The organism is Pseudomonas sp. AC083 (genome assembly GCF_979253165.1).
Window position 1 is genome coordinate 20,287 of record NZ_CEEDDH010000024.1, and the last position, 24,208, is coordinate 44,494.

The following is a 24,208-nucleotide window of genomic DNA, read 5'->3' on the forward strand; positions in this document are numbered from 1 at the left end:
CCATGATTACCCTGAAACTCAACGGTCAAGACCACTCCCTCGATGTCACCGAAGACATGCCGCTGTTGTGGGCGATTCGTGACGTCGCCGGATACAACGGCACCAAATTCGGTTGCGGCATGGGCCTGTGCGGCGCCTGCACCATCCATATCGACGGTTTGCCGGCACGCAGTTGCATCACGCCGATCGGCTCGGTAATCGGCCAGAACGTCACCACCATCGACAATCTCCACGCCGACCCGGTAGGCAAGGTCGTGCAGCAAGCCTGGCTCGACAGCGCCGTGGCTCAATGCGGTTATTGCCAAGGCGGGCAGATCATGTCGGCCACCGCTCTGCTGAAAACCAACCCCAACCCGAGCGACGAGCAGATCGAAGAAGCCATGGTCGGCAACATCTGCCGCTGCGGCACCTACAACCGGATCAAAACCGCGATCCGCCAGGCCTCCACCCACCTGAAGGAGGTGAAGGCATGAGCCGCGTCCCGAATGATTTCGCCCTGAGCAACCTCAGCCGCCGTGGTTTTCTCAAAGGCGTCGGCGCCACCAGCGCGCTGGTCCTCGCCGCGAGCTGGGGCTGGCAGGATGCGTTGGCCGATGACGCTGCGAAGAAATTTGGCGCCGACGGCATGCCCAATGGCTGGATCGACGATCCCAAGGTCTACGTGAGCATTGCTGCCGATGGCAGCGTCACCGTGGTGTGCAACCGTTCGGAAATGGGCCAGGGCGTGCGCACAAGCCTGAGCATGGTAGTGGCCGATGAACTCGAGGCCGATTGGGCGCAGGTCAAAGTGCAGCAGGCGCCGGGCGACGAAGTGCGCTTCGGCAACCAGGACACCGATGGTTCGCGCAGCATGCGTCACTGGTACGAGCCGATGCGGCGTTGTGGCGCCGCCGCGCGGACCATGCTCGAACAGGCCGCCGCTGCGCGGTGGAAAGTGCCGGTTGGCGAATGCCATGCGCAACTGCACAAGGTCATTCACAAACCGTCCGGCCGTGAATTGGGTTACGGCGAACTCGCCGCTGCCGCCAGTGCGCTGGCAGTGCCGGCGCGTGACAGCCTGCGACTCAAGCAGCCGTCGGAATTTCGCTACATCGGCAAGGAAGGCACCAAGGCCATCGACGGTGCCGACATCGTCAATGGCCGCGCAGTGTACGGCGCCGACGTGCATTTCTACGGCATGCTCTACGCCACTATCGCTCGCCCGGCAGTGTACGGCGGCAAGGTCAAAAGCCTCGATGACAGCGCCGCGCTGAAAGTCCCCGGCGTGCTAAAAGTCATGCAGATCGAAGGCCGGCCATTGCCGTCGGAGTTCCAGCCACTGGGCGGCGTCGCGGTTGTGGCCAGCAACACCTGGGCGGCGATCAAGGGTCGCGAGGCGCTGAAGATCGAGTGGGACGACGGCCCGAATGCCAGTTATGACTCGATTGCCTATCGCAAGGAACTCGAAGCCGCGTCGCTGAAGGCCGGCAAAGTGGTGCGCAATACCGGTGATATCGACAAGGCCTTGAGCGGCGCTGCCAGCACTCTCGAAGCGTCGTATTACCTGCCGCATCTGGCGCAGGCACCGATGGAACCGATGGTTGCCATCGCCCGTTACAAGGACGGCGTCTGCGAAGCCTGGGCGCCGAGTCAGGCACCGCAGGTCACCCGTGAGCGCATCGCCGAACGCCTGGGCGTGCCGTTCGAAAAGGTCACCTTCAATGTGACATTGCTGGGCGGTGGTTTCGGGCGCAAGTCGAAACCGGACTTCGTCGTTGAAGCCGCGATCCTCGCCAAGGAGTTTCCGGGCAAGGCTGTACGGGTGCAGTGGACCCGCGAAGACGACATCCACAATTCGTATTTCCACACCGTGTCGGCGGAATATCTCAAGGCCGGCATCGACAAGAACGGCATGCCGTCCGGGTGGCTGCATCGCACCGTAGCGCCGAGCATCACCGCCTTGTTTGCGCCGGACATGAACCACGAAGCGGCGTTCGAGCTGGGCATGGGCTTTACCAACATGGCCTATGCGATTCCCAACGTCCGCCTGGAAAACCCCGAAGCCAAGGTACACACCCGCGTCGGCTGGTATCGCTCGGTGTCGAACATTCCCCACGGCTTCGCGATTCAGAGTTTCGTCGACGAACTGGCGCACAAGGCCGGGGAAGATCCGCTCAAGTACCAGATCAAATTGCTCGGCCCGGACCGGCAGATTGATCCTCGCACCTTGAGCGAAGAGTGGAACTACGGCGAATCGCCCGAGCGTTATCCGATCGACACCGGGCGCATGCGCACCGTGCTGGAAACCGCCGCCAAGGCAGCCGGATGGGGACGCAAACTGCCCAAGGGCCGTGGCCTCGGTCTGGCAGTGCATTACAGCTTCGTCACCTATGTCGCGGCGGTGATCGAAGTCGAGGTCAAGGACGATGGTTCGCTGATCGTGCACAAGGCCGACATCGCCGTGGACTGCGGGCCGCAGATCAACCCTGAGCGCATCCGTTCGCAGTTCGAAGGTGCGTGCGTCATGGGCCTGGGCAACGCCGTGCTCGGTGAGATCAGCTTCAAGGACGGTAAGGTCCAGCAGGACAACTTCCATATGTACGAGGTCGCGCGCATGTCGCTGGCGCCCAAGGAAGTCGCGGTGCATCTGGTGACGCCGCCGGGTGACGTGCCGTTGGGTGGCGTTGGTGAGCCGGGTGTGCCGCCGATTGCCCCGGCGCTGTGCAATGCGATCTTCGCCGCCACCGGCAAGCGCATCCGCAATCTGCCGGTGCGGTATCAGTTGCAGGGCTGGCAGAAGGCGCAAGCGTAATGGACAGCGTCGATCTCAACGTCCTGCGCAGCGTCCTCGAGTGGCGCCGCGCCGGACAGCGGGTGGTGCTGTTCAGCGTGGTGCAGACGTGGGGCACCGCGCCGCGCTCGCCCGGTGCCATGCTCGCCTTGCGCGAGGACGGCGTGGTGATCGGCTCGGTGTCGGGCGGCTGTGTCGAGGATGACTTGATCGCGCGGCTGCACGACGGCCGCATCGCCACCGACGGCCCGCCGGTGCAGATGATCACTTATGGCGTGACCCGCGAGGAGGCCGCGCGTTTCGGTCTGCCTTGCGGTGGCACCCTGCGCCTGACCGAAGAGCGCGTCGGTGACCCCGCGTGGGTGGCCGAGCTGCTGCAGCGGTGCGAAAACCACGAAATCGTTGCTCGGGAACTGAACATCGAAACCGGCGAGGTGCTGCTGGTTCCGGCGAGCAAGTCCGATTCGCTGGTGTTCGACGGCAAGATTCTGCGGGCGATTTACGGCCCGCGCTGGCGCTTGTTGCTGATCGGTGCCGGGCAGTTGTCGCGCTACGTCGCCGACATGGCGCGGCTGCTGGATTTCGAAGTGCTGATCTGCGATCCGCGCAGCGAGTTCGTTTACGGCTGGGAAGAGCAGCATGGCCGTTTCGTCGCCGGCATGCCGGATGAGGCTGTGCTGAACATTCAGACCGACGAGCGCACGGCGATTGTCGCCTTGACTCACGATCCGCGCCTGGACGACATGGCTTTGCTCACCGCGCTCGATTCGCCGGCGTTCTATGTCGGCGCGCTCGGCTCGCGGGTCAACAGCCAGAAGCGCCGGGAAAATCTGGCTCAGCTAGGCTTGTCGCAAGCATCGATTGATCGCTTGCACGGGCCGATCGGCCTGCACATCGGCAGTCATTCGCCGGCAGAGATCGCCTTGTCGTTGCTGGCGGAAATTGTCGCGATCAAGAACGGTGTGGAGCTGAAACAGAAAAAACCGCTGGAGGGTGCATGAGCCAATCCATCGCAGTGATTGTGCTGGCGGCGGGCGAGGGCAAACGCTTTCGCCAGATCGCCGGCCCCGACAAAGACAAATTGCTCGCTGACTGTACCGGGCGTGACGGCGCCGTGCGCTCGGTCATCGAGCAGGTGCTGGTGAACCTGCCGGCCAGTCTCGACAAACGTGTACTGGTCACCACCGAGGCTCGACCGCAGGCGATGCGCATGGCTCAGGCTTACGGCTGCGACGTGGTGTCGATCGAATCGACCGGCATGGGCGACAGCATTGCCGCAGGTGTTGCCGCTTGCCCGGACGCTGATGGCTGGTTGATTGTGCTCGGCGATATGCCGTTTATTTTGCCCTCGAGTATCGAGCGAGTGCTCGCGGCGATGGCTGATGACGCGGTGAGCGTGCCGGTGCTGGGTGGCGAATTTGGCCATCCGGTGGGGTTTGGTCGTTCGTTTGGCGCGCAATTGCAGGCGCTGACCGGTGACCGTGGTGCACGGCCGTTGTTTGCGCAGGGACGGGTGGTGGAAGTGGCGGTGGGTGATCCGGGGGTGTTGTGGGATATCGATGTGCCTGAATCTTTGGTATCTCCTCAGTCCTGAGCCGTGTTGAAATCCCTTGTGGGAGCGAGCCTGCTCGCGAATGTGATGGTTCAGTTACATGAATATTGTCTGACCCAGCGCTTTCGCGAGCAGTCTCGCTCCCACAAAGATTCCGGATGATGCTGGAATTTCAGGCATAAAAAAGCCCCGCCAGGCTTTCACCAGGCGGGGCTTTTTAATGGCTTCAGGAATTACACGAGTGGTTTAGGCTCGTGCTCTTTTTCCTGAGCTTCTTCGCGCTGTTCAACCGCGTCCTGAACGGAGCGTGGTGCTTCAGCGATGACCGCTTCAACCGATGCTTCTTCAGCGACCGGGGCAGGAGCTGCCTCGGTCACTTCAGCTGCAGGGGCCGGTTCGGCAGCCACAGGGGCCGCAGCGGCAGCCAGTTCGGCTTCCTTCTGCAGACGCTCGGCTTCACGCTTGCGACGACGCACTTCACGCGGGTCGTTTGGCGCGCGGCCGTTCGGCGTCAGGGCGCTGACCGGAGCCGGCGCTTCAACCACTGGCGCTGGCGCTTCGACTGCGGCTGGTGCTTCTTCAACCTGAGCTTCGGCAACCGGAGCTTCAACTACTGGTGTCGGCGCCGGCTCTGCTGCTGCAACTACTGGCTCGGAAACCATGGCTTGCGGCACTTCGGCTTCAGCGACTGGCGCTGGGGCTTCGGTGACGGCTGGCTCGGCAACCCAGTTGAACGCAGTCTGCTCTTCGCGAACTTCACGCACGGTTTTGGTCACGTTTTCGCTGACGGTTTCTACCGCTGGCTCAGTGATGGCCGTTGGTGCTTCGACGACAGCTTCCGGTTCGGCAGCCGCTTCAACCTGAGGTTGAGCTTCGCGGACCGGAGCGACTTCGATTTCCGGTGCAGCAGTCACTTCCACTGGTGTCGTGGCTTCGACAACCGGCGCTTCGACTGGAGCGGTTTCCAGTGTGGCGGCGGTGGCGCGTTCAGCCTGCTCGTGGGCTTGGGCTTCTGCCGGAGCGCTGATGGTGCTGCTGGCAACGGCGGCGGTGACGGCCAGGCCAGCGGCCAGATCGGCAGTGCTTGGCTCGCCAGCGTTTTCAGCGGACTCGGACTCTTCCGAACCTTCGATCACGTTGCCGTTGGCATCACGTTGACGCTCGCGACGGTTGCTGCGACGACGCTGGCCACGGGAGCGACGACGTGGACGATCGCCTTCGGCGTTGTCCTGACCGTCTTCCGGCAGTTGCTCTTCGTTGTTGCTGTTCACTTCTTCTTCAGCGACGGCAGCAGCGGCCTGCTCGGCACGCGGTTGACGCTCTTCACGCGGCGGACGCGGAGCGCGTTCTTCGCGTGGCTGACGGGCCGGACGCTCTTCAGCGGTCACGGCAGCAACGGCTGCGGCTGGCGCGGCGTCCAGTGGCTCGCGCAGTTCACGCACGCGTTCTTCACGCTCGCCACGCGGCTTGCGATCTTCACGTGGGGCACGCGGTGCACGTTCTTCACGCGGGGCACGTGGTGCGCGCTCTTCGCGGGCTACCGGCGCTTCGCTGCGGGTTTCACGCGGCTCGCGGGCTTCACGTGGCTGGCGCTCTTCGCGCGGCTCGCGTGGTGCGCGCTCTTCACGTGGAGCACGTTCTTCGCGCGGCTTGCGTTCTTCATCGCGACGACCGTTACGGTTGCGGCTCTGCTGGCGACCGTTGCGACGCTCTTCGTTGCGGGCAGGACGCTCGGTGGCAGCCGGTTTCGCAACCGCGACCGGTGCGGCTGGCTCTTCCTTGGTGGCGAACAGGCTGACCAGCGACTTCACCAGACCCTTGAACAGGCTTGGCTCAGGCGCGGCAACCGGTGCAGGAGCAGGTGCGGCAGGGGCAACTTCAGTCGGCACCGGTGCGTTGGCACGGGCCGGCGCAGTCTTCACTGCAGCTTCCTGGCGAACCAGAGTGCGAGTCGCAGCGGCTGGCTGGACTTCTTCGACTTCGGCAGCGGCGGCAGCGATTTCGTAGCTGGACTGGTTGGTCGCGGCTTCCGGGCTGTCGTCACGCAGGCGCTGAACTTCAAAGTGCGGCGTCTCGAGGTGATCGTTCGGCAGAATGACGATACGGGCACGGGTGCGCAGTTCGATCTTGGTGATCGAGTTGCGTTTTTCATTGAGCAGGAACGCAGCGACCGGGATCGGCACTTGCGCGCGAACTTCGGCGGTGCGGTCTTTCAGGGCTTCTTCTTCGATCAGGCGCAGAATGGCCAGCGACAGCGATTCAACGTCACGGATGATGCCGGTGCCGTTGCAACGCGGGCAGACGATGCCGCTGCTTTCGCCCAGCGACGGACGCAGGCGCTGACGGGACATTTCCAGCAGGCCGAAACGCGAGATGCGACCGATCTGCACGCGGGCGCGGTCAGCTTCCAGGCATTCGCGGACTTTCTCTTCCACGGCGCGCTGGTTCTTGGCCGGGGTCATGTCGATGAAGTCGATGACGATCAGGCCGCCGATGTCGCGCAGGCGCAACTGACGGGCGATTTCTTCGGCGGCTTCAAGGTTGGTCTGCAGGGCGGTTTCTTCGATGTCGCTGCCTTTGGTGGCACGCGCCGAGTTGATGTCGATCGACACCAGGGCTTCGGTCGGATCGATGACGATGGAGCCGCCGGAAGGAAGTTCGACGACGCGCTGGAATGCGGTCTCGATCTGGCTTTCGATCTGGAAACGGTTGAACAGCGGCACGCTGTCTTCGTACAGCTTGATCTTGCTGGCGTACTGCGGCATTACCTGGCGGATGAAGGTCAGGGCTTCGTCCTGGGCTTCAACGCTGTCGATCAGCACTTCGCCGATGTCCTGGCGCAGGTAATCGCGGATGGCGCGGATGATCACGTTGCTTTCCTGGTAGATCAGGAATGGCGCGGAGCGATCCAGCGAGGCTTCTTTGATGGCGGTCCACAGTTGCAGCAGGTAGTCGAGGTCCCACTGCATTTCTTCGCTGCTGCGGCCCAGGCCGGCAGTGCGCACGATCAGACCCATGTCGGCCGGAGCAACCAGACCGTTCAGCGCTTCACGCAGTTCGTTGCGCTCTTCGCCTTCGATGCGACGGGAGATGCCGCCGGCACGCGGGTTGTTCGGCATCAGTACGAGGTAACGACCGGCGAGGCTGATGAAGGTGGTCAGGGCGGCGCCCTTGTTGCCACGTTCTTCTTTCTCGACCTGAACGATGACTTCCTGGCCTTCGCTCAGGACGTCCTTGATGTTGACGCGGCCTTCGGGGGCTTTCTTGAAGTATTCGCGGGAGATTTCTTTGAGGGGCAGGAAGCCGTGGCGCTCGGAGCCGAAATCGACAAAGGCAGCCTCAAGGCTTGGTTCGATGCGAGTGATACGGCCTTTATAGATGTTGGCCTTCTTCTGCTCGCGTGCACCGGATTCGATGTCCAGGTCGTAGAGGCGCTGGCCATCTACCAGTGCAACACGCAACTCTTCGGGTTGAGTTGCGTTAATCAGCATTCTTTTCATGTAGTACCGTCGGTTTCCGGGCTGCCGGAAACGGCGTTCGGCACACACGACTTCTCACGGTCGGTGTCAGGTGCGTCGGGAGTGGTTGGCCATTCCCGTGTCCAGCGATGTGCGGCCAATTGGGCCGATACCGCGACGTACGCGTCCTGCTTGCTGTGGCTACTTAAGCACTCAGTCAGGAGGAGGAATCAACCAGCGGCTGTGGACGAGATGAAGCGTCTTGATCAAAGCTTGTTGCTACACAGTCCGGCGGTTGTGCATCTCCACCCTACACGTATCCCTGATAATTCGGGTGCTGCCGCGCGCAGAATCCGCAGCGGGTTGGCATTTACCGTGAGCTCCGAAAGGGGAGGTCACGCATCATGGCTAATTCAGGCGATGTTTCCGAAGCAATCGCTCGGGGTCATTCGCAGTCGACTGCACTTTGTGAACTGGCCTTGAATGTTGCCTGCCGGGCGAGTGAGAACTCTGCTCGGCGGTGTAATTCAGGCCTCATGTCACCTGCGCTCGTTACAACCGCAAACTCCACCGTTACGTAGCGAAAGCCCCGTAGGACGGCCTCGCGCCCTGGTGAATTGCGTTGGTCAGGGCCGGTCTTTGACCGTGGTTCCGCTGTCCAGGCCGCTTTTGGCGGCGTTCGCGACTATAGCAGCAATGATTAAGTGCTTCAATTCCATAAAAATTGTTATCATCCGCGGCATGACAACTACTGCCCCTTCGACTCCAGGCGTTCAACTGCTTGAAGTCTCGCCGGAGTATGCCGGCCAACGAATCGACAACTTTCTCCTCGCCCGGCTCAAAGGCGTGCCCAAGACCTTGATTTACCGCATTTTGCGCAAAGGCGAAGTGCGCGTGAACAAAGGTCGGATCAAGCCCGAATACAAGCTGCAGGCCGGCGACATCGTGCGCGTGCCGCCGGTTCGCGTGCCTGAGCGCGACGAACCGGTGCCGCTGGCCCAAGGGCTGTTGCAGCGCCTGGAAGCCTCGATCGTCTTCGAAGACAAGGCCCTGATCGTGATCAACAAGCCCGCCGGCATTGCGGTTCATGGCGGCAGCGGGCTGAATTTCGGCGTGATCGAAGCCTTTCGTCAGCTGCGTCCCGATGCCAAGGAGCTGGAGCTGGTTCACCGTCTCGACCGTGACACCTCCGGCCTGCTGATGATCGCCAAAAAACGCAGCATGTTGCGCCATCTGCACGAGCAACTGCGTGGCGATGGCGTCGACAAGCGCTACATGGCGCTGGTGCGTGGCAACTGGGCAACCTCGATCAAGCAGGTGCGCGCACCGTTGCTCAAGAGCAATCTGCGCTCCGGCGAGCGCATGGTTGAGGTCAATGACGAGGGCAAGGAAGCCCTGACGCTGTTCAAGGTGCTGCGCCGCTTCGGCGATTTTGCCACCATGGTCGAGGCGAAACCGGTTACCGGTCGTACCCACCAGATTCGCGTGCACACCTTGCATGCTGGCCATTGCATTGCCGGTGACAGTAAGTATGGCGACGAGGATTTCACCAGGGAAATCCGCGATCTGGGCGGTAAGCGCCTGTTCCTGCACGCTTACATGCTGACCGTGCCGCTGCCCGACGGCGGCAAGCTGAATCTGCAAGCGCCCGTCGACGAAATGTGGGCCAAGACCGTGGAGCGATTGAGTGCGCCCATCTGATTACAAGCTGTTGATTTTCGACTGGGACGGCACCCTTGCCGATTCCATTCATCGGATCGTCGAGGCAATGCACTCGGCGTCCGGGCGTTCCGGTTTCGAGCTGCGCGATGACTTCGCCGTCAAAGGCATCATCGGTCTTGGCTTGCCGGAAGCGATTCGCACCCTGTATCCCGAAATTAGCGACGCAGAGATGCTCGCGTTTCGCGAGTACTACGCCGATCACTACATCGCTGCCGAAGCCGTGCCGTCGCCGCTGTTCGAGGGCGTGGTCGAGTCGATGGCATCGTTTCGCGAGCAGGGTTATCACCTGGCGGTAGCGACGGGCAAAAATCGTCGCGGTCTGGATCGGGTGCTCAAGGCCAATGGCTGGGAAGATTATTTCGATATCACCCGCGCTGCCGATGAAACTGCCAGCAAGCCACACCCTCTGATGCTTGAGCAGATTGTCAGCCACTGCGGCGTACGCCCGGAGCAGGCGTTGATGGTCGGTGATTCGTCGTTCGATCTGCTGATGGCACGCAACGCGGGGATGGATTCGGTGGCGGTCAGTTATGGCGCGCAATCGATCGAGTCCCTGCAACAGTTCGAGCCGCGCCTGTCGATCGACCGTTTTTCTCAATTGCACGCCTGGCTGGGTCAGCGGGCTTAATACGTTTTTGCTGGGGTAGATGGCATGACCGACGAATGGAAAGCACCGGCCAAGGCAAGTGCCGACGACGGTGACGCGAAAAGCTGGAAGCTATTGGAAAAGACTTTGCTGGCCGGTGTCCAGGAGCAGCGTCGGTCGCGGCGTTGGGGGATTTTCTTCAAGCTGCTGACGTTTGTTTATCTGTTTGTTGCTCTGCTGTTGTTCACGCCGCTGATGGACATGGAAAAAAGCGCCACCCGCGGTCCGAACTACACGGCGTTGATCGAGATCGATGGAGTGATCGCCGACAAGGAGCCGGCCAGCGCTGACAATATCGTTGGCAGCCTGCGCGCGGCGTTCGAAGACAAAAAGGTCAAGGGCGTAGTCCTGCGCATCAACAGTCCGGGCGGCAGTCCGGTGCAGTCCGGTTATGTCTATGACGAGATCAAGCGTCTGCGTGGCCTGCACCCAGAGATCAAGCTCTACGCAGTGATTTCCGATCTTGGTGCTTCGGGCGCCTATTACATCGCCAGTGCGGCGGATCAGATCTACGCTGACAAGGCCAGTCTGGTCGGCTCGATCGGCGTGACGGCGGCGGGTTACGGTTTCGTCGGCACCATGGAGAAACTCGGCGTTGAGCGTCGCACCTACACCTCGGGCGAGCACAAGGCATTCCTGGATCCGTTCCAGCCGCAAAAGCCTGAAGAAACCGCATTCTGGCAAAGCGTGCTCGACACCACGCACAAGCAGTTCATCAACAGCGTCAAGCAGGGTCGTGGTGATCGCCTGAAGGACAAAGAGCATCCGGAGCTGTTTTCCGGGCTGGTCTGGTCGGGTGAGCAGGCGCTGCCGCTGGGTCTGATCGATGGCTTGGGCAGTGCCAGTTCGGTGGCGCGTGATGTGATTGGCGAGAAGGAGCTGGTGGACTTCACCGTGCAGGAATCGCCGTTCGATCGCTTCTCGAAAAAGCTCGGCGCCAGCGTGGCCGAGCGGTTGGCGATGTGGATGGGTTTCCACGGGCCGTCGTTGCGGTAAAACGCTTCAAGGTCGAAAGATCGCAGTCGGCGACAGCTTTTGCACGGATCGGTGTAAGAGCTGCCGAAGGCTGCGATCTTTTGCTTTCAAGGGATTTGCACGCCTTCGACCAACAACATATCGATCAGCCGAATCAGCGGCAGGCCGATCAGGCTGGTGGCGTCCGGGCCTTCGGTCGATTGAAACAGGCTCACGCCCAGTCCTTCGGCCTTGAAGCTGCCGGCGCAGTCGTACGGTTGCTCGATGCGCAGGTAGCGTTCGATGCGCGCCTGATCCAGCTGACGCATGTGCACGGTAAACGGCACGCAGTCGACCTGGCATTGCCCGGTGTGGCTGTTGAGCAGTGCCAGGCCGGTCAGGAATGTCACGCTCGCGCCGCTCGCCGCCATCAATTGCTCGCGAGCCTTCTCGAAGGTGTGCGGCTTGCCGATGATCTGTTCGCCGAGGACGGCGACCTGATCCGAGCCAATGATCAGATGAGCAGGGTGGCTGTCCGCCAGGGCGCGGGCCTTTTCTTCGGCGAGGCGTTTGACCAGGTCGATTGCGGACTCGCCCGGGCGATGGCTTTCGTCGATGTCCGGCGAGCTGCAGACGAACGGCAAGTGCAGGCGGGCGAGCAATTCGCGGCGATAAGTCGAGCTTGAAGCAAGTAATAAAGGCAGCATGGACGTCTCCTGAGGCAGGTGCGGATTCTAGCGGAGGCGCGCAAGTGACGGATAGGGCACAATTTCCTTTGACATGGGTGGGTGCATCCCTATAATGCTGCGCCTATGTTGAATGACCCGATTCCACCTCACGTTGACCCGCGCAAATTGGCTGACCGTGGCACCACCCTTCAAGGTGAACTGCTGCTGGCCGATTTGAAGAGACTCTGCGACCCGCTTTCCGACGATGTCGGTACGGTGCAGGCCAAATTCGTTTTTGAACGAGATGAACGTAAGTCTGTGGTCATCCACAGCTTTATCGACACCGAAGTCAAAATGGTTTGCCAGCGTTGTCTTGAGCTGGTCACCCTGCCGATCCACAGCGAATGCAGTTACGCGGTGGTGAAGGAGGGTGCGAATACCCAGTCGTTGCCGAAAGGTTATGACGTGCTGGAACTGGGCGAAGATCCATTGGATCTGCAGTCACTGATCGAGGAGGAGCTTCTGCTCGCCTTGCCCATTGTGCCTGCTCATCATCCGGAAGAATGCCAGCAGCCGGCGGGAGCAGATGAGCCCGAACCGAGCGAGGACGAGGTAACGCGGTCCAACCCGTTCAGTGTATTGGCGCAGTTAAAGCGTGACCCAAACGTTTAGGAGTTAATCAATTATGGCTGTTCAGCAGAACAAAAAATCCCGCTCTGCCCGTGACATGCGCCGTTCGCACGACGCTCTCGAGGCTAGCACCCTGTCTGTAGAAAAAACCACTGGTGAAGTTCACCTGCGTCACCACGTATCGCCAGAAGGCGTATACCGTGGCCGTAAAGTGATCGACAAGGGCGCTGACGAGTAATCACTTGTCTGCTCAAGTCATCGCGATTGACGCAATGGGCGGGGACTTCGGTCCCCGCAGCATTGTTCAGGCCAGTCTCGCTTGCCTGTCTGCTACACCCTCGCTGCACCTGACCCTCGTCGGTCAACCCTCCCTTCTTGAAGAACTGATCCACGGCCAGTCGGCTGCCGATCGCGCGCGCCTGACGATTGTTGCGGCGAGCGAAGTCATCACCATGGATGAAAAACCCGCTCAGGCCCTGCGTGGCAAGCCGGATTCGTCGATGCGTGTGGCCCTCGAACTGCTGCGCGATGGCAAGGTGCAGGCCTGTGTCAGTGCCGGCAATACCGGTGCGTTGATGGCCTTGTCGCGTTTCGTGTTGAAGACATTGCCCGGCATTGATCGGCCGGCCATGGTCGCGGCGATTCCGACGCAGACCGGTTATTGCCAGCTGCTCGATCTGGGCGCCAACGTCGATTGCAGTGCCGAGCACCTGTTGCAGTTCGCGGTGATGGGTTCGGTGGCCGCGCAGACCTTGGGTATCGCCCGTCCGCGTGTGGCACTGCTGAACATCGGCACTGAAGACATCAAGGGTAATCAGCAGGTCAAACTGGCCGCCACGCTGTTGCAGGCGGCGCGCGGGATCAACTACATCGGCTTTATCGAAGGCGACGGCTTGTACCGCGGTGAGGCCGACGTGGTGGTGTGTGACGGCTTCGTCGGCAACATCCTGCTCAAGTCCAGCGAAGGTCTGGCGACGATGATTGCCGCGCGCATCGAGGCCCTGTTCAAGAAAAACCTGGCGTCTCGCGCAGTGGGTGCCTTGGCACTGCCGTTGATGAAACGTCTGCAGGCTGATCTGGCCCCGGCGCGACATAATGGCGCAAGCTTTCTCGGCTTGCAGGGCATCGTTGTGAAAAGCCACGGATCGGCCGGGGTACAGGGCTTTCAGAGTGCCATTCAACGGGCGCTGATCGAGATTCAGGAGAACCTGCCCGAGCGTCTCCACGGTCGTCTGGAGGAACTGTTGTCTTAGGCGTTTTCGTCGGACAATGCTTAAATGTGACCGCCCGGTTCAAAGGGCCATCCAAACTGTCAGTTTCTGGCGTCCCGAACAGGGCGTTATTTTCCGACGACAAGATCATTAGGGGCTTGTTACATGTCTGCTTCCCTCGCATTCGTCTTTCCAGGACAGGGTTCGCAGTCCCTCGGCATGCTGGCCGAGCTGGGCGCGCAACATCCGCTGATCCTCGAAACCTTTCAAGAAGCCTCTGCTGCGCTGGGCTACGACCTGTGGGCACTGACCCAGCAGGGCCCGGAAGAGCTGCTCAATCAAACCGATAAAACCCAACCGGCCATTCTGACCGCTTCGATCGCCCTATGGCGTCTGTGGCTGGCCGAAGGCGGCGCGCGTCCGGCATTCGTCGCCGGTCATAGCCTGGGTGAATACAGTGCGCTGGTCGCCGCTGGCAGCCTGACCCTGGCTGATGCGGTCAAGCTCGTCGAGCGCCGTGGCCAGTTGATGCAGGAAGCGGTGCCGGCCGGGCAGGGCGGCATGGCCGCGATCCTCGGCCTGCAAGATGCCGACGTGCTGGCTGCCTGCGCCGAAGCGGCGCAAGGCGAAGTCGTCAGCGCGGTGAACTTCAACTCGCCGGGCCAAGTGGTGATCGCCGGTGCCAAGGCGGCTGTCGAGCGCGCCATCGAAGGTTGCAAGGCCCGTGGTGCCAAACGCGCCATGCCGTTGCCGGTGAGCGTGCCGTCGCACTGCGAGCTGATGCGTCCGGCTGCCGAGCGTTTCGCCGAATCCATTGCCGCCATCGACTGGCAGGCGCCGCAGATCCCGGTGGTGCAGAACGTCAGCGCGCAAGTGCCGGCCGATCTGGAAACCCTCAAGCGTGATCTGCTCGAACAGCTCTACAAGCCAGTGCGCTGGGTTGAGTCGGTGCAGACTTTGGCCGCCAAGGGCGCGACCAATCTGGTCGAATGCGGCCCGGGCAAAGTCCTCGCTGGCCTGAACAAACGTTGCGCCGAAGGCGTTTCGACTTCCAATCTCAATACCCCAGACGCCTTCGCTGCCGCTCGCGCAGCGCAGGCCTGAATCAGGAGAAACTTGCATGAGTCTGCAAGGTAAAGTTGCACTGGTCACCGGTGCAAGCCGCGGTATCGGCCAGGCCATCGCGCTGGAACTGGGTCGTCAGGGCGCCATCGTTGTCGGCACCGCGACCTCCGCGTCGGGCGCCGAGCGGATTGCCGCGACCCTGAAGGAAAACGGTATCCAGGGCGCCGGTTTCGAACTCAATGTCACCAGCGACGAATCGGTCAGCGCCGTGCTGGCAGGCATTCAGGAGCAGTTCGGTGCCCCGGTGGCGATTCTGGTCAATAATGCCGGCATCACCCGCGATAACCTGATGATGCGCATGAAAGACGACGAGTGGTACGACGTGATCGATACCAACCTGAACAGTCTGTATCGCCTGTCCAAGGGCGTTTTGCGTGGCATGACCAAGGCGCGCTGGGGTCGAATTATCAGTATTGGCTCGGTGGTGGGTGCCATGGGCAACGCTGGCCAAGTAAACTATGCAGCCGCCAAGGCCGGTCTGGAAGGTTTCAGCCGGGCGATGGCGCGTGAAGTCGGTTCGCGTTCGATTACGGTCAACTCGGTAACCCCAGGGTTCATCGACACCGATATGACCCGCGAGCTGCCTGAAGCACAGCGTGAAGCCTTGCAGACGCAGATTCCGCTGGGTCGTCTGGGGCAAGCTCAAGAGATCGCGTCCGTGGTCGCTTTTCTTGCATCCGACGGTGCGGCATACGTTACCGGGGCTACAATCCCGGTGAACGGTGGGATGTACATGTAAGTAAAATGTGACGGATTGCTTCAAAAAAATGTCATACGAGCTGTCTAAAATCCGTTATAAAGCTGCAATCTATTTATAGGCAGAGGGCCGCAGGGTTTGAGGAGTGAAGCTTTCAGTTGAAAAACTGAAAAGGCTTTCTATACACTTACCCACTGGCCAGCTGCCTGAATTTGTCCATTAGGAGTGAAAACAAGGTATGAGCACCATCGAAGAGCGCGTCAAGAAAATCGTTGCCGAGCAACTGGGTGTTAAAGAAGAAGAAGTGGTCAACACCGCTTCCTTCGTAGAAGACCTGGGTGCCGACTCCCTTGACACCGTTGAGCTGGTGATGGCTCTGGAAGAGGAATTCGAGACCGAAATCCCTGACGAAGAAGCTGAAAAGATCACTACTGTACAAGCTGCAATCGACTACGTTACCAGCCACCAGGCGTAACAGTTTGTAATCGTTGCTTGCTGTCATGGAAAAACCGCACTGCCATCATGGCGTGCGGTTTTTTCTTTAGGCCTGATGCAAAGTCGTCATTTGAAAAAGGAGAGTGCTGTGTCGCGTAGACGCGTCGTAGTCACCGGTATGGGTATGTTGTCGCCACTGGGCACGGATGTGCCGAGCAGTTGGCAGGGCATTCTGGCTGGCCGCAGTGGCATTGGTCTGATCGAACACACCGACCTTTCTGCCTATTCGACCCGCTTCGGCGGTTCGGTCAAAGGCTTCAATGTCGAGGAATACCTGTCGGTCAAGGAAGCGCGCAAGCTCGACCTGTTCATTCAGTACGGCCTCGCCGCAGGCTTTCAAGCCGTGCGCAATGCCGGTCTGGAAGTCACCGATGCCAACCGTGAACGCATTGGCGTGGCCATGGGTTCGGGGATTGGCGGTCTGACCAACATCGAAGAGACCAGCCGCACCCTGCACGAGACCGGTCCGCGACGGATCTCGCCGTTCTTTGTGCCTGGCTCGATCATCAATATGATTTCCGGCTTCCTGTCGATCCATCTGGGCGCACAGGGACCCAACTACGCCATCGCCACCGCGTGCACCACCGGTACGCACTGCATCGGCATGGCGGCGCGCAACATCATGTACGACGAAGCCGATGTGATGATTGCCGGCGGTGCGGAAATGGCTGCCTGCGGTCTGGGCATGGGCGGCTTCGGCGCGTCCCGTGCGCTGTCGACGCGCAACGACGAGCCGACCCGCGCCAGTCGTCCATGGGACAAGGGCCGTGACGGCTTCGTCCTGTCCGACGGTGCTGGCGCTCTGGTTCTTGAAGAACTGGAACACGCCAAGGCCCGTGGCGCGACGATCTACGCCGAGCTGATCGGTTTCGGCACCAGTGGCGATGCGTTCCACATGACCTCGCCACCCGCCGATGGCGCCGGTGCCGCGCGCTGCATCACCAATGCCCTGCGCGATGCGAAAATCAACGTCGACCAAGTGCAGTACATCAACGCCCACGGCACCTCCACCCCGGCCGGCGACCTTGCCGAAGCCAATGCGATCAAGTCGGTGTTCGGCGATCACGCCTACAAGCTGGCGGTCAGCTCGACCAAGTCGATGACCGGCCACCTGTTGGGTGCGGCGGGCGCGGTCGAAGCGATTTTCAGCGTGCTGGCGATCAACAGCCAGGTGGCACCGCCGACCATCAACCTTGATGAACCGGACGAAGGCTGCGATCTCGATTTCGTTGCGCACACCGCGCGTAACATGGACATCGATGTCGTGCTGTCCAACTCCTTCGGTTTTGGCGGCACCAACGGCACGCTGGCGTTCCGTCGGTTCGCGGGCTGATGGACAGCTGGGTCGACGGTCAACCGGCTGACGCGCTGTCGCTGAAAGATCGCGGCCTGGCTTACGGCGATGGTCTGTTCGAGACCATTGCCGTGCGCGGTGGTCAGCCCGTCCTGCTGGATCGACACCTGACGCGCCTGGCCGATGGCTGCGCGCGTCTGGCCATTGCGACCGACCTCGAGCTGGTTCGCCATGAGCTGCTCAGCTATGCCGCTGCGATGGGCGAGGGCGTGCTCAAGCTCATCCTCACGCGTGGCGACGGCTTGCGCGGTTATGCGCCCGATCCTGCGGCGCAGGGCCGACGCATTCTGCAAGGCAATCCGCCGGCGGCTTATCCCGCTGCCCATGCCGAGCACGGCATCCGCCTGTTTCCCTGCAACACGCGTTTATCTACGCAGCCGTTGTTGGCCGGGCTCAAACATCTGAATCGACTGGAACAGGTGCTCGCCCGCGCCGAATGGCAGGACAGCGAGCATGCCGAAGGCTTGATGCTTGATCAGGCCGGGCGCGTCGTCGAGGGCGTGTTCAGCAATATTTTCCTGGTGCGCGACGGTGGTCTGATCACGCCCGACTTGAAGCGCTGCGGCGTCGCAGGTGTGATGCGCGCGGAAATTTTGTTTCAGGCCGAGTCACTGGCCATCCCCACGCAAATTGCCGATATCAGCCTCGAACAGCTGCAATGGGCTGATGAAGTGTTTGTCTGCAACAGCGTTTATGGCGTCTGGCCGGTACGCGCCTGTGCTGCACTGAGCTGGCCGGTTGGCCCGCTCACCCGTAAACTGCAAACCATTGCCCGCGCGCTACTGGATGCTTGATTCGTGAGACGTAAACTTTTGCTGCTGCTGGAAACCGGACTGGTTCTGGCAGGGCTGCTGTTGGGCGCCAGCGCCTGGAAAATTCATTCGGCGCTGGAACAGCCCCTGAACATCCCGCAGGAACAACTGCTGGATGTGCCGAAAGGCTCTACACCGACCCGTACCTTCCTTGAACTCGAAACCGATGGCGTCATCAAGGACGCGTTCTGGCTGCGCGTCTACTGGCGCTTCAATCTTGCCGGCACGCCGATTCACAGCGGCGAATACCGCATGCAGCCGGGCATGACCGTCAACGGTCTGATCGAAGCGTGGAAGCGCGGCGACGTGGTTCAGTACAGCCTGACCCTGGTCGAAGGCTGGACTTTCCATCAAGTGCGCGCCGCCCTGGCCAAGGACGACAAGCTCGAGCAGACCCTCACCGGCCTGAGCGACAGCGACGTCATGGCGAAGATCGGCCACAAAGGCTTGTTCCCGGAAGGGCGGTTTTTCCCGGATACCTATCGCTTCGTGCGCGGCATGTCCGATGCCGAGCTGTTGAAGAAAGCCTTTGATCGTCTCGATGAGGTGCTCGCCAAAGAGTGGGCGCAGCGTTCTGCCGATGTGCCTTACAGCGAACCTTATCAAGCGCTGATCATGGCCTCTCTGGTCGAGAAAGAAACCGGCGTTCCGCAGGAGCGTGGGCAGATTGCCGGGGTGTTTGTGCGGCGCATGGCGTTGGGCATGCAGTTGCAGACGGATCCGACGGTGATCTATGGCCTCGGCGATCGCTACACCGGCAAGCTGACCCGCGCGCACCTGAAAGAACCGACGCCCTATAACACTTACGTGATTCCCGGTTTGCCGCCGACGCCGATTGCGATGGTCGGACGCGAAGCGATTCATGCTGCGCTCAACCCGGTGGAAGGCAGCAGCCTGTATTTCGTCGCCCGTGGCGATGGCAGCCATGTGTTCTCCGATGATCTGGATGCGCACAACAACGCGGTGCGCGAATACCAGCTCAAGCGCCGTGCCGATTACCGTTCCAGCCCGGCACCAGTAACCGCGCCGGCCACCGATGAGGCCATTCCGGCGGCCTCGCCGAACACCGCGCCCGAGGTGCTGCCCGAAGTGCCATCGAAAGCGCCGCCGCAAGATCCGGCGCCAGCCCAAGAACCGGACGCCGCTGCACCACAGAACGCGCAATGACTTTGATGAAGGACTGCCTGTGACTGGCTTGTTTATTACCCTGGAAGGCCCGGAAGGCGCGGGCAAGAGCACCAACCGCGAATACCTTGCCGAGCGCCTGCGCGCCGCCGGTATCGAAGTGCTGCTCACCCGTGAGCCTGGCGGTACGCCGCTGGCCGAGCGGATTCGTGATGTCCTGCTGACCCCGGCCGACGAAGTGATGCACCCGGACGCCGAGCTGTTGCTGGTGTTCGCCGCCCGCGCCCAGCATCTGGCCGAGGTGATTCGCCCGGCGATGGCCCGTGGCGCTGTGGTGCTGTGTGATCGTTTCACCGACTCGACATATGCCTATCAGGGCGGCGGTCGTGGGTTGTCGCTGGAACGCATCGCCACCCTGGAAACTTTCGTGCAGGGCGACTTGCGGCCCGATCTGACACTTATTTTCGATCTGCCCGTAGAGATCGGTCTAGCCCGCGCCAGTGCCCGTGGCCGACTGGATCGTTTCGAACTCGAAGGCCGGGCGTTTTTCGAGAACGTTCGCAATGCGTTCCTGAAGCGCGCCGAAGCCGATCCTTCGCGCTATGTGCGCATCGATGCTGGTCAGCCATTGGCCAAGGTCCAGCAATCGCTGGACACCTTGCTGCCGAATCTGCTGGAGCTGGCTCGTGGCTGAGGCCTATCCATGGCAGGACAGCCTCTGGCAGCAACTGGCCGGACGCAGTCAGCATGCCCACGCGTACCTGCTGCACGGTCCCGCCGGTATCGGCAAGCGTGCTCTGGCCGAACGCTTGATGGCCAGCCTGCTGTGTCAGCGCCCTACGCCTGAGGCATGCGGCGAGTGCAAATCCTGTCTGCTGCTCAAGGCCGGCAGTCATCCGGACAATTACATCCTGGAGCCGGAAGAGGCGGACAAGGCGATCAAGGTCGATCAGGTTCGTGATCTGGTCAGTTTCGTCGTGCAGACCGCGCAGCTCGGCGGGCGCAAAGTGGTGTTGATCGAGCCGGTCGAGTCGATGAACATCAACGCTGCCAACGCCTTGCTCAAAAGCCTTGAAGAGCCGTCCGGCGATACTGTTCTGCTGTTGGTCAGCCACCAGCCCAGCCGTTTGTTGCCAACCATCAAGAGCCGTTGCGTGCAGCAGGCCTGCCCGTTGCCGGGCGAGGCGATGAGCCTGCAATGGCTGGCTCAGGCGCTGCCGGATTGCGCGGAAGAAGAGCGCGTCGAACTGCTGACGCTGGCCGCCGGGTCGCCGCTGATGGCGGTCAGCCTGCAGTCGCAAGGTGTGCGTGAACAACGTGCACAAGTGGTCGAAGGCGTAAAGAAGTTGCTCAAGGGCCAGCAATCGCCGACGCAACTGGCGGAAGAGTGGAAAAGCATTCCGATGTTGCGTCTGTTCGACTGGTTCTGCGACTGGTCGAGCCTGATCCTGCGCTATCAACTGACTCAGGACGAAGCCGGCCTCGGCCTGGCCGATATGCGCAAGGTCGTGCAGTACCTGGCCCAAAAGAGCGCGCAGGGCAAAGTGCTGGATATTCAGGACTGGATTCTCGCCCAACGGCAGAAAGTGTTGAGCAAGGCCAACCTCAACCCGGCCCTGTTGCTGGAAGCATTGTTGGTGCAATGGGTGGGATTGCCTGGTCAAAGATAAGAATGTGTACCTAGACTCTGAAGATCAGCAGTGGAGGTGAACATGATTGAACCTGTCAGCCCGGGGCCGCGTAACGGCATCTTGTCCCTGACCATCAAGGACAAGTCGGTGCTTTACGCCGCCTACATGCCGTTCATCAAGAATGGTGGTCTGTTCATCCCGACCAACAAAAGCTACCGGTTGGGCGACGAGGTGTTCATGCTGTTGCACCTGATGGATGAAGCGGAAAAAATCCCCGTCGCCGGCAAAGTCGCCTGGATCACCCCCAAAGGCGCACAAGGCAATCGCGCCGCCGGTGTCGGCGTGCAGTTCAATGACGGCGACGACACCGCGCGCAGTCGCATCGAAACTCATCTGGCCGGAGCGCTGAAATCCGACCGTCCCACTCATACGATGTAAGTTGCAGTCCTTTTTATGCTCGTAGATTCCCATTGTCACCTTGACCGTCTCGACCTCGCCGCCCATGACGGCTCGCTGGATGCCGCACTCGCTGCGGCCCGCGAGCGTGGGGTCGGACACTTTCTGTGCATCGGCGTCAGTGCCGACAACGCCGCCGACGTCAAAGCCCTCGCCGAGCGGTATGCCGATGTTGATTGTTCGGTCGGCGTGCATCCGCTGGATGTTCAGCCGGGCGCGGCACCTGCGCTGGACTGGCTTCTGCACGAACTCAATCATCCGAAAGTGGTGGCGATCGGCGAAACCGGTCTCGACTATCACTACGAGCCGGAAGCCGCCGAGTTGCAGCAGGAGTCGTTTCGCCTGCACCTGCAAGCGGCGCAGCAGACCGGCAAACCGGTGATCATCCACACCCGTGGCGCCCGTGCCGACACCCTCGAACTGCTGCGCGAAGCGGCGCTGCCCCAGGCGGGTGTGTTGCATTGCTTCACCGAAGACTGGGACATGGCCAAAGCGGCGCTGGACATGGGCTACTACATTTCCCTGTCGGGCATCGTCACGTTCCGCAATGCCGACGCCTTGCGTGACGTGGCGAGCAAGGTGCCGGCCGATCGCTTGCTGGTGGAAACCGACTCGCCGTACCTGGCGCCGATCCCGTATCGCGGCAAGCCGAACCTGCCGCAGTACGTGCGCGAAGTGGCGGAGTTTCTGGCGATGCTGCGTGGTGAGAACTACGAGCGCTTTGCCGAGCAGACCACAGAGAACTTCAAGCGTCTGTTCCCGCTGGCGAGTGTTAAATCTGCCCTGTGACGGCTGGCCAAATCGCAGGCAAAAAAAACCCGGGTTCTGGGGGGTGAATCCGGGTTAAGACCATTAGGAGTAAAACAAAGGCACGCGGTCCGTTGGTACCTTTACCGGCACGACACTTGGGGGAGATGTCGCCCGACAGTTCAAGTATTGATCAGTCTGGCGTGCAGTCCAGTGAGCCGGTCGGGGTTTTTAAACAAATTTGGAATACGTTTGCTTCAGTTGAGTTCTCATTGCACCCGAATCGTTCTCGAAATGAACAAGAAACACAGATTTGGTCGATGAACCGTGCTTTTTTGCGCAAGTTAGGCATAATACGCGGCTTCGATTTTGACCCTTCAGACCTTTTTCTTATGCATAAAGAACCTCGTAAGGTCCGTGAATTTCGTCGCCGCGAGCAGGAAATTCTCGATACCGCGCTCAAGCTGTTCCTCGACCAGGGTGAAGACAGTGTCACCGTCGAGATGATTGCTGATGCCGTGGGTATCGGCAAAGGCACGATCTACAAGCACTTCAAATCCAAGGCGGAGATCTACTTGCGCCTGATGCTCGACTACGAGCGCGATCTGAACGAGCTGCTGCATTCGGCGGATGTCGACAAGGACAAGGAAGCGCTGTCGCGCGCCTACTTCGAATTCCGCATGCGCGACCCGCAGCGCTATCGCCTGTTCGACCGTCTCGAAGAGAAAGTGGTCAAGGGCAATCAGGTGCCGGAGATGGTCGAGGAGCTGCACAAGATCCGTGCCTCGAACTTCGAACGCCTGACCCTGCTGATCAAGGGTCGCATCAGCGAAGGCAAGCTCGAAGACGTGCCGCCGTACTTCCACTACTGCGCATCCTGGGCGCTGGTGCACGGCGCGGTGGCGCTGTATCACTCGCCATTCTGGAGCAATGTGCTGGAAGATCAGGAAGGCTTCTTCCAGTTCCTGATGGACATCGGCGTGCGCATGGGCAACAAGCGCAAGCGCGACCCGGAAACGCCGAGCACCTAAGTCATTCAGCGGGCTGATTGCGCCGTGTTTTCACAACATGGCGCAATAGCGCAGGAATATACTCAGGCATAGGGCTTGCTAAAACCTGATTTCTCAGTCAAGTTTTGCTCGCTCGATTTTCTTTCGCCGGAGTGTTTCATGATCGTTGACCGTCAAGGCAGGCGTTTTCGCAATCTGCGCATCAGCCTGACCTCTGCCTGCAATTACGCCTGTACCTACTGCGTGCCCAACGGCAAGCGGTTGGTCGCTGCGCAGGATGAACTGTCGGCCGAAGCCATGGCACGCGGCGTCGAATACCTGATCGAAGCGGCCGGCATCGAGCGCCTGCGCATCACTGGCGGCGAGCCACTGGTCAGCCCCAAACTCGAATCGTTCATGACTGCCGTCGGCCAGATGGGCCTCGACGACATCAGCCTGACCACCAATGGTCAACTCCTCGCGAAAAAACTGCCGCTGCTGGTCGACGCCGGTCTGCGTCGAATCAACGTTTCCCTCGATACTCTTGATGCCGCTGCTTTTCGTAGCATCGCCCGTGGCGGCGATCTGGCCAGCGTGCTCGATGGCATGGATCAGGCTGCCGCCGCCGGGATGAAGATCAAGGTCAACATGGTGCCGTTGCGCGGGCAGAACCTCGATCAGGTCATGCCGTTGCTTGATTACTGTCTGGAGCGCGGCTTCGAACTGCGCTTCATCGAGCTGATGCGCATGGGCCACCTGGCCAAGGATTCCAATGCCTTCCTGCAGCAGTTCGTCAGCCTTGAGCAGTTGCTCGGCCTGATTGGCGAGCGCTATGAATACGCCCAGACCGACGCACCGGTGGACGCCACGGCTGTGCGCTATGCGATTCCCGGTCGCGGCAATTTCGGGGTGATCGCCAACGAAAGCGTGCCGTTCTGCCGCACTTGTTCGCGCTTGCGCCTGTCATCGACCGGTTGGCTGCATGGCTGTTTGTCGTCGAGCAACCGCCACTATGTCGGCGATCTGCTCGACAAGCCGCGCCACCAGGCTTTGCCGGCGCTGCAACGTTTGCTGGTCAAGGCGTTGGGTGACAAGCAGGAGGTGGCGTTCTCTGGCGGCGCTACTGTCATGAAGATTATTGGCGGCTGATCGGCCGCTTTCGCGAG

24 protein-coding genes are annotated in these 24,208 nt (G+C 60.9%); 22 read left to right on the top strand and 2 right to left on the bottom strand.

Annotated elements, in window-relative coordinates:
- Positions 1-2 precede the first annotated feature (2 nt).
- The 4 genes from AC0IXA_RS25250 to AC0IXA_RS25265 are packed head-to-tail and all read left to right on the top strand — an operon-like array spanning position 3 to position 4,364.
- Positions 3-473 (top strand): (2Fe-2S)-binding protein, encoded by a 471-nt coding sequence (locus AC0IXA_RS25250; RefSeq protein WP_016771000.1) that lies wholly within the window; start codon positions 3-5, stop codon positions 471-473.
- Positions 470-2,791, top strand: coding sequence for a xanthine dehydrogenase family protein molybdopterin-binding subunit (locus AC0IXA_RS25255; protein ID WP_341639306.1), 2,322 nt, complete (start codon positions 470-472; stop codon positions 2,789-2,791). The genes AC0IXA_RS25250 and AC0IXA_RS25255 overlap by 4 nt, the downstream gene beginning before the upstream one ends.
- Complete coding sequence (locus AC0IXA_RS25260; protein ID WP_122611447.1) at positions 2,791-3,771, top strand: XdhC family protein; 981 nt, start codon at positions 2,791-2,793, stop codon at positions 3,769-3,771. The genes AC0IXA_RS25255 and AC0IXA_RS25260 overlap by 1 nt, the downstream gene beginning before the upstream one ends.
- Positions 3,768-4,364 (top strand): nucleotidyltransferase family protein, encoded by a 597-nt coding sequence (locus tag AC0IXA_RS25265; protein WP_471814711.1) that lies wholly within the window; start codon positions 3,768-3,770, stop codon positions 4,362-4,364. Before AC0IXA_RS25260 ends, AC0IXA_RS25265 begins: the two co-directional genes overlap by 4 nt.
- 191 nt (positions 4,365-4,555) lie before the next feature.
- Here the strand turns inward: AC0IXA_RS25265 and rne are convergent, their stop codons facing one another.
- Positions 4,556-7,822: a ribonuclease E gene (rne, locus tag AC0IXA_RS25270; protein ID WP_341639308.1), complete on the bottom strand. Its 3,267-nt coding sequence runs from the start codon at positions 7,820-7,822 to the stop codon at positions 4,556-4,558.
- Between the two features lie 699 nt (positions 7,823-8,521).
- Here rne and rluC point away from each other — a divergent pair.
- Genes rluC through sppA form a run of 3 tightly spaced genes read left to right on the top strand, consistent with a single transcriptional unit; the run spans position 8,522 to position 11,144 of the window.
- Complete coding sequence (gene rluC / locus AC0IXA_RS25275) at positions 8,522-9,481, top strand: 23S rRNA pseudouridine(955/2504/2580) synthase RluC (protein ID WP_071173217.1); 960 nt, start codon at positions 8,522-8,524, stop codon at positions 9,479-9,481.
- Complete coding sequence (locus tag AC0IXA_RS25280; protein ID WP_041479448.1) at positions 9,468-10,130, top strand: HAD-IA family hydrolase; 663 nt, start codon at positions 9,468-9,470, stop codon at positions 10,128-10,130. The genes rluC and AC0IXA_RS25280 overlap by 14 nt, the downstream gene beginning before the upstream one ends.
- 24 nt (positions 10,131-10,154) lie before the next feature.
- Positions 10,155-11,144, top strand: coding sequence for a signal peptide peptidase SppA (sppA, locus tag AC0IXA_RS25285; protein WP_471814712.1), 990 nt, complete (start codon positions 10,155-10,157; stop codon positions 11,142-11,144).
- Between the two features lie 86 nt (positions 11,145-11,230).
- Here the strand turns inward: sppA and AC0IXA_RS25290 are convergent, their stop codons facing one another.
- On the bottom strand, positions 11,231-11,809 hold the full coding sequence (locus tag AC0IXA_RS25290; protein ID WP_016770991.1) for a Maf family protein: 579 nt from the start codon (positions 11,807-11,809) through the stop codon (positions 11,231-11,233).
- A 105-nt stretch (positions 11,810-11,914) separates the two neighbouring features.
- On the opposite strand from AC0IXA_RS25290, the gene AC0IXA_RS25295 reads away from it, so the two are divergent.
- From AC0IXA_RS25295 to AC0IXA_RS25365, 15 genes are all read left to right on the top strand, one after another.
- Positions 11,915-12,442: a YceD family protein gene (locus tag AC0IXA_RS25295; protein WP_003204262.1), complete on the top strand. Its 528-nt coding sequence runs from the start codon at positions 11,915-11,917 to the stop codon at positions 12,440-12,442.
- A 13-nt stretch (positions 12,443-12,455) separates the two neighbouring features.
- Entirely contained in the window at positions 12,456-12,638 is a 183-nt protein-coding gene (gene rpmF, locus AC0IXA_RS25300) for a 50S ribosomal protein L32 (RefSeq protein ID WP_003179396.1), read from the top strand.
- Positions 12,639-12,642: 4 nt separating this feature from the next.
- Positions 12,643-13,653, top strand: coding sequence for a phosphate acyltransferase PlsX (plsX, locus tag AC0IXA_RS25305; protein WP_083387041.1), 1,011 nt, complete (start codon positions 12,643-12,645; stop codon positions 13,651-13,653).
- 123 nt (positions 13,654-13,776) lie between these two features.
- The gene (fabD, locus tag AC0IXA_RS25310) at positions 13,777-14,715 is read left to right on the top strand and encodes an ACP S-malonyltransferase (protein WP_341639309.1); all 939 of its coding nucleotides are present in this window, start codon (positions 13,777-13,779) and stop codon (positions 14,713-14,715) included.
- A gap of 16 nt (positions 14,716-14,731) precedes the next feature.
- Positions 14,732-15,475, top strand: a complete 744-nt coding sequence (gene fabG / locus AC0IXA_RS25315) for a 3-oxoacyl-ACP reductase FabG (protein ID WP_016770989.1) — start codon at positions 14,732-14,734, stop codon at positions 15,473-15,475.
- A 196-nt stretch (positions 15,476-15,671) separates the two neighbouring features.
- Entirely contained in the window at positions 15,672-15,908 is a 237-nt protein-coding gene (acpP, locus tag AC0IXA_RS25320; protein ID WP_003175607.1) for an acyl carrier protein, read from the top strand.
- 108 nt (positions 15,909-16,016) lie between these two features.
- Complete coding sequence (gene fabF, locus AC0IXA_RS25325) at positions 16,017-17,261, top strand: beta-ketoacyl-ACP synthase II (RefSeq protein WP_038860467.1); 1,245 nt, start codon at positions 16,017-16,019, stop codon at positions 17,259-17,261.
- Positions 17,261-18,076: an aminodeoxychorismate lyase gene (gene pabC / locus AC0IXA_RS25330; RefSeq protein ID WP_471814713.1), complete on the top strand. Its 816-nt coding sequence runs from the start codon at positions 17,261-17,263 to the stop codon at positions 18,074-18,076. The genes fabF and pabC overlap by 1 nt, the downstream gene beginning before the upstream one ends.
- A 3-nt stretch (positions 18,077-18,079) precedes the next feature.
- A complete protein-coding gene (gene mltG, locus AC0IXA_RS25335) occupies positions 18,080-19,261 on the top strand; it encodes an endolytic transglycosylase MltG (RefSeq protein ID WP_471814714.1) in 1,182 nt (393 codons plus the stop codon).
- Positions 19,262-19,280: 19 nt separating this feature from the next.
- Positions 19,281-19,913: a dTMP kinase gene (tmk, locus tag AC0IXA_RS25340; protein ID WP_471814715.1), complete on the top strand. Its 633-nt coding sequence runs from the start codon at positions 19,281-19,283 to the stop codon at positions 19,911-19,913.
- Complete coding sequence (locus AC0IXA_RS25345; RefSeq protein ID WP_256809747.1) at positions 19,906-20,889, top strand: DNA polymerase III subunit delta'; 984 nt, start codon at positions 19,906-19,908, stop codon at positions 20,887-20,889. The genes tmk and AC0IXA_RS25345 overlap by 8 nt, the downstream gene beginning before the upstream one ends.
- 42 nt (positions 20,890-20,931) lie before the next feature.
- A complete protein-coding gene (locus tag AC0IXA_RS25350) occupies positions 20,932-21,288 on the top strand; it encodes a PilZ domain-containing protein (RefSeq protein WP_016770983.1) in 357 nt (118 codons plus the stop codon).
- Positions 21,289-21,303: 15 nt separating this feature from the next.
- Complete coding sequence (locus AC0IXA_RS25355; protein WP_116658525.1) at positions 21,304-22,095, top strand: TatD family hydrolase; 792 nt, start codon at positions 21,304-21,306, stop codon at positions 22,093-22,095.
- A gap of 350 nt (positions 22,096-22,445) precedes the next feature.
- Positions 22,446-23,084 (top strand): TetR/AcrR family transcriptional regulator, encoded by a 639-nt coding sequence (locus AC0IXA_RS25360; protein WP_016770981.1) that lies wholly within the window; start codon positions 22,446-22,448, stop codon positions 23,082-23,084.
- A gap of 138 nt (positions 23,085-23,222) precedes the next feature.
- Positions 23,223-24,191, top strand: coding sequence for a GTP 3',8-cyclase MoaA (locus tag AC0IXA_RS25365; protein ID WP_076563802.1), 969 nt, complete (start codon positions 23,223-23,225; stop codon positions 24,189-24,191).
- Positions 24,192-24,208 lie beyond the last annotated feature (17 nt).

Bases quoted from the DNA above. Each gene is read 5' to 3' on its own strand.
- AC0IXA_RS25250 (WP_016771000.1), top strand. From the start codon at position 3: ATGATTACCCTGAAACTCAACGGTCAAGACCACTCCCTCGATGTCACC.
- AC0IXA_RS25255 (WP_341639306.1), top strand. From the start codon at position 470: ATGAGCCGCGTCCCGAATGATTTCGCCCTGAGCAACCTCAGCCGCCGT.
- AC0IXA_RS25260 (WP_122611447.1), top strand. From the start codon at position 2,791: ATGGACAGCGTCGATCTCAACGTCCTGCGCAGCGTCCTCGAGTGGCGC.
- AC0IXA_RS25265 (WP_471814711.1), top strand. From the start codon at position 3,768: ATGAGCCAATCCATCGCAGTGATTGTGCTGGCGGCGGGCGAGGGCAAA.
- rne (WP_341639308.1), bottom strand. From the start codon at position 7,822: ATGAAAAGAATGCTGATTAACGCAACTCAACCCGAAGAGTTGCGTGTT.
- rluC (WP_071173217.1), top strand. From the start codon at position 8,522: ATGACAACTACTGCCCCTTCGACTCCAGGCGTTCAACTGCTTGAAGTC.
- sppA (WP_471814712.1), top strand. From the start codon at position 10,155: ATGACCGACGAATGGAAAGCACCGGCCAAGGCAAGTGCCGACGACGGT.
- AC0IXA_RS25290 (WP_016770991.1), bottom strand. From the start codon at position 11,809: ATGCTGCCTTTATTACTTGCTTCAAGCTCGACTTATCGCCGCGAATTG.
- AC0IXA_RS25295 (WP_003204262.1), top strand. From the start codon at position 11,915: ATGTTGAATGACCCGATTCCACCTCACGTTGACCCGCGCAAATTGGCT.
- rpmF (WP_003179396.1), top strand. From the start codon at position 12,456: ATGGCTGTTCAGCAGAACAAAAAATCCCGCTCTGCCCGTGACATGCGC.
- fabD (WP_341639309.1), top strand. From the start codon at position 13,777: ATGTCTGCTTCCCTCGCATTCGTCTTTCCAGGACAGGGTTCGCAGTCC.
- fabG (WP_016770989.1), top strand. From the start codon at position 14,732: ATGAGTCTGCAAGGTAAAGTTGCACTGGTCACCGGTGCAAGCCGCGGT.
- acpP (WP_003175607.1), top strand. From the start codon at position 15,672: ATGAGCACCATCGAAGAGCGCGTCAAGAAAATCGTTGCCGAGCAACTG.
- pabC (WP_471814713.1), top strand. From the start codon at position 17,261: ATGGACAGCTGGGTCGACGGTCAACCGGCTGACGCGCTGTCGCTGAAA.
- AC0IXA_RS25350 (WP_016770983.1), top strand. From the start codon at position 20,932: ATGATTGAACCTGTCAGCCCGGGGCCGCGTAACGGCATCTTGTCCCTG.
- AC0IXA_RS25355 (WP_116658525.1), top strand. From the start codon at position 21,304: ATGCTCGTAGATTCCCATTGTCACCTTGACCGTCTCGACCTCGCCGCC.
- AC0IXA_RS25360 (WP_016770981.1), top strand. From the start codon at position 22,446: ATGCATAAAGAACCTCGTAAGGTCCGTGAATTTCGTCGCCGCGAGCAG.
- AC0IXA_RS25365 (WP_076563802.1), top strand. From the start codon at position 23,223: ATGATCGTTGACCGTCAAGGCAGGCGTTTTCGCAATCTGCGCATCAGC.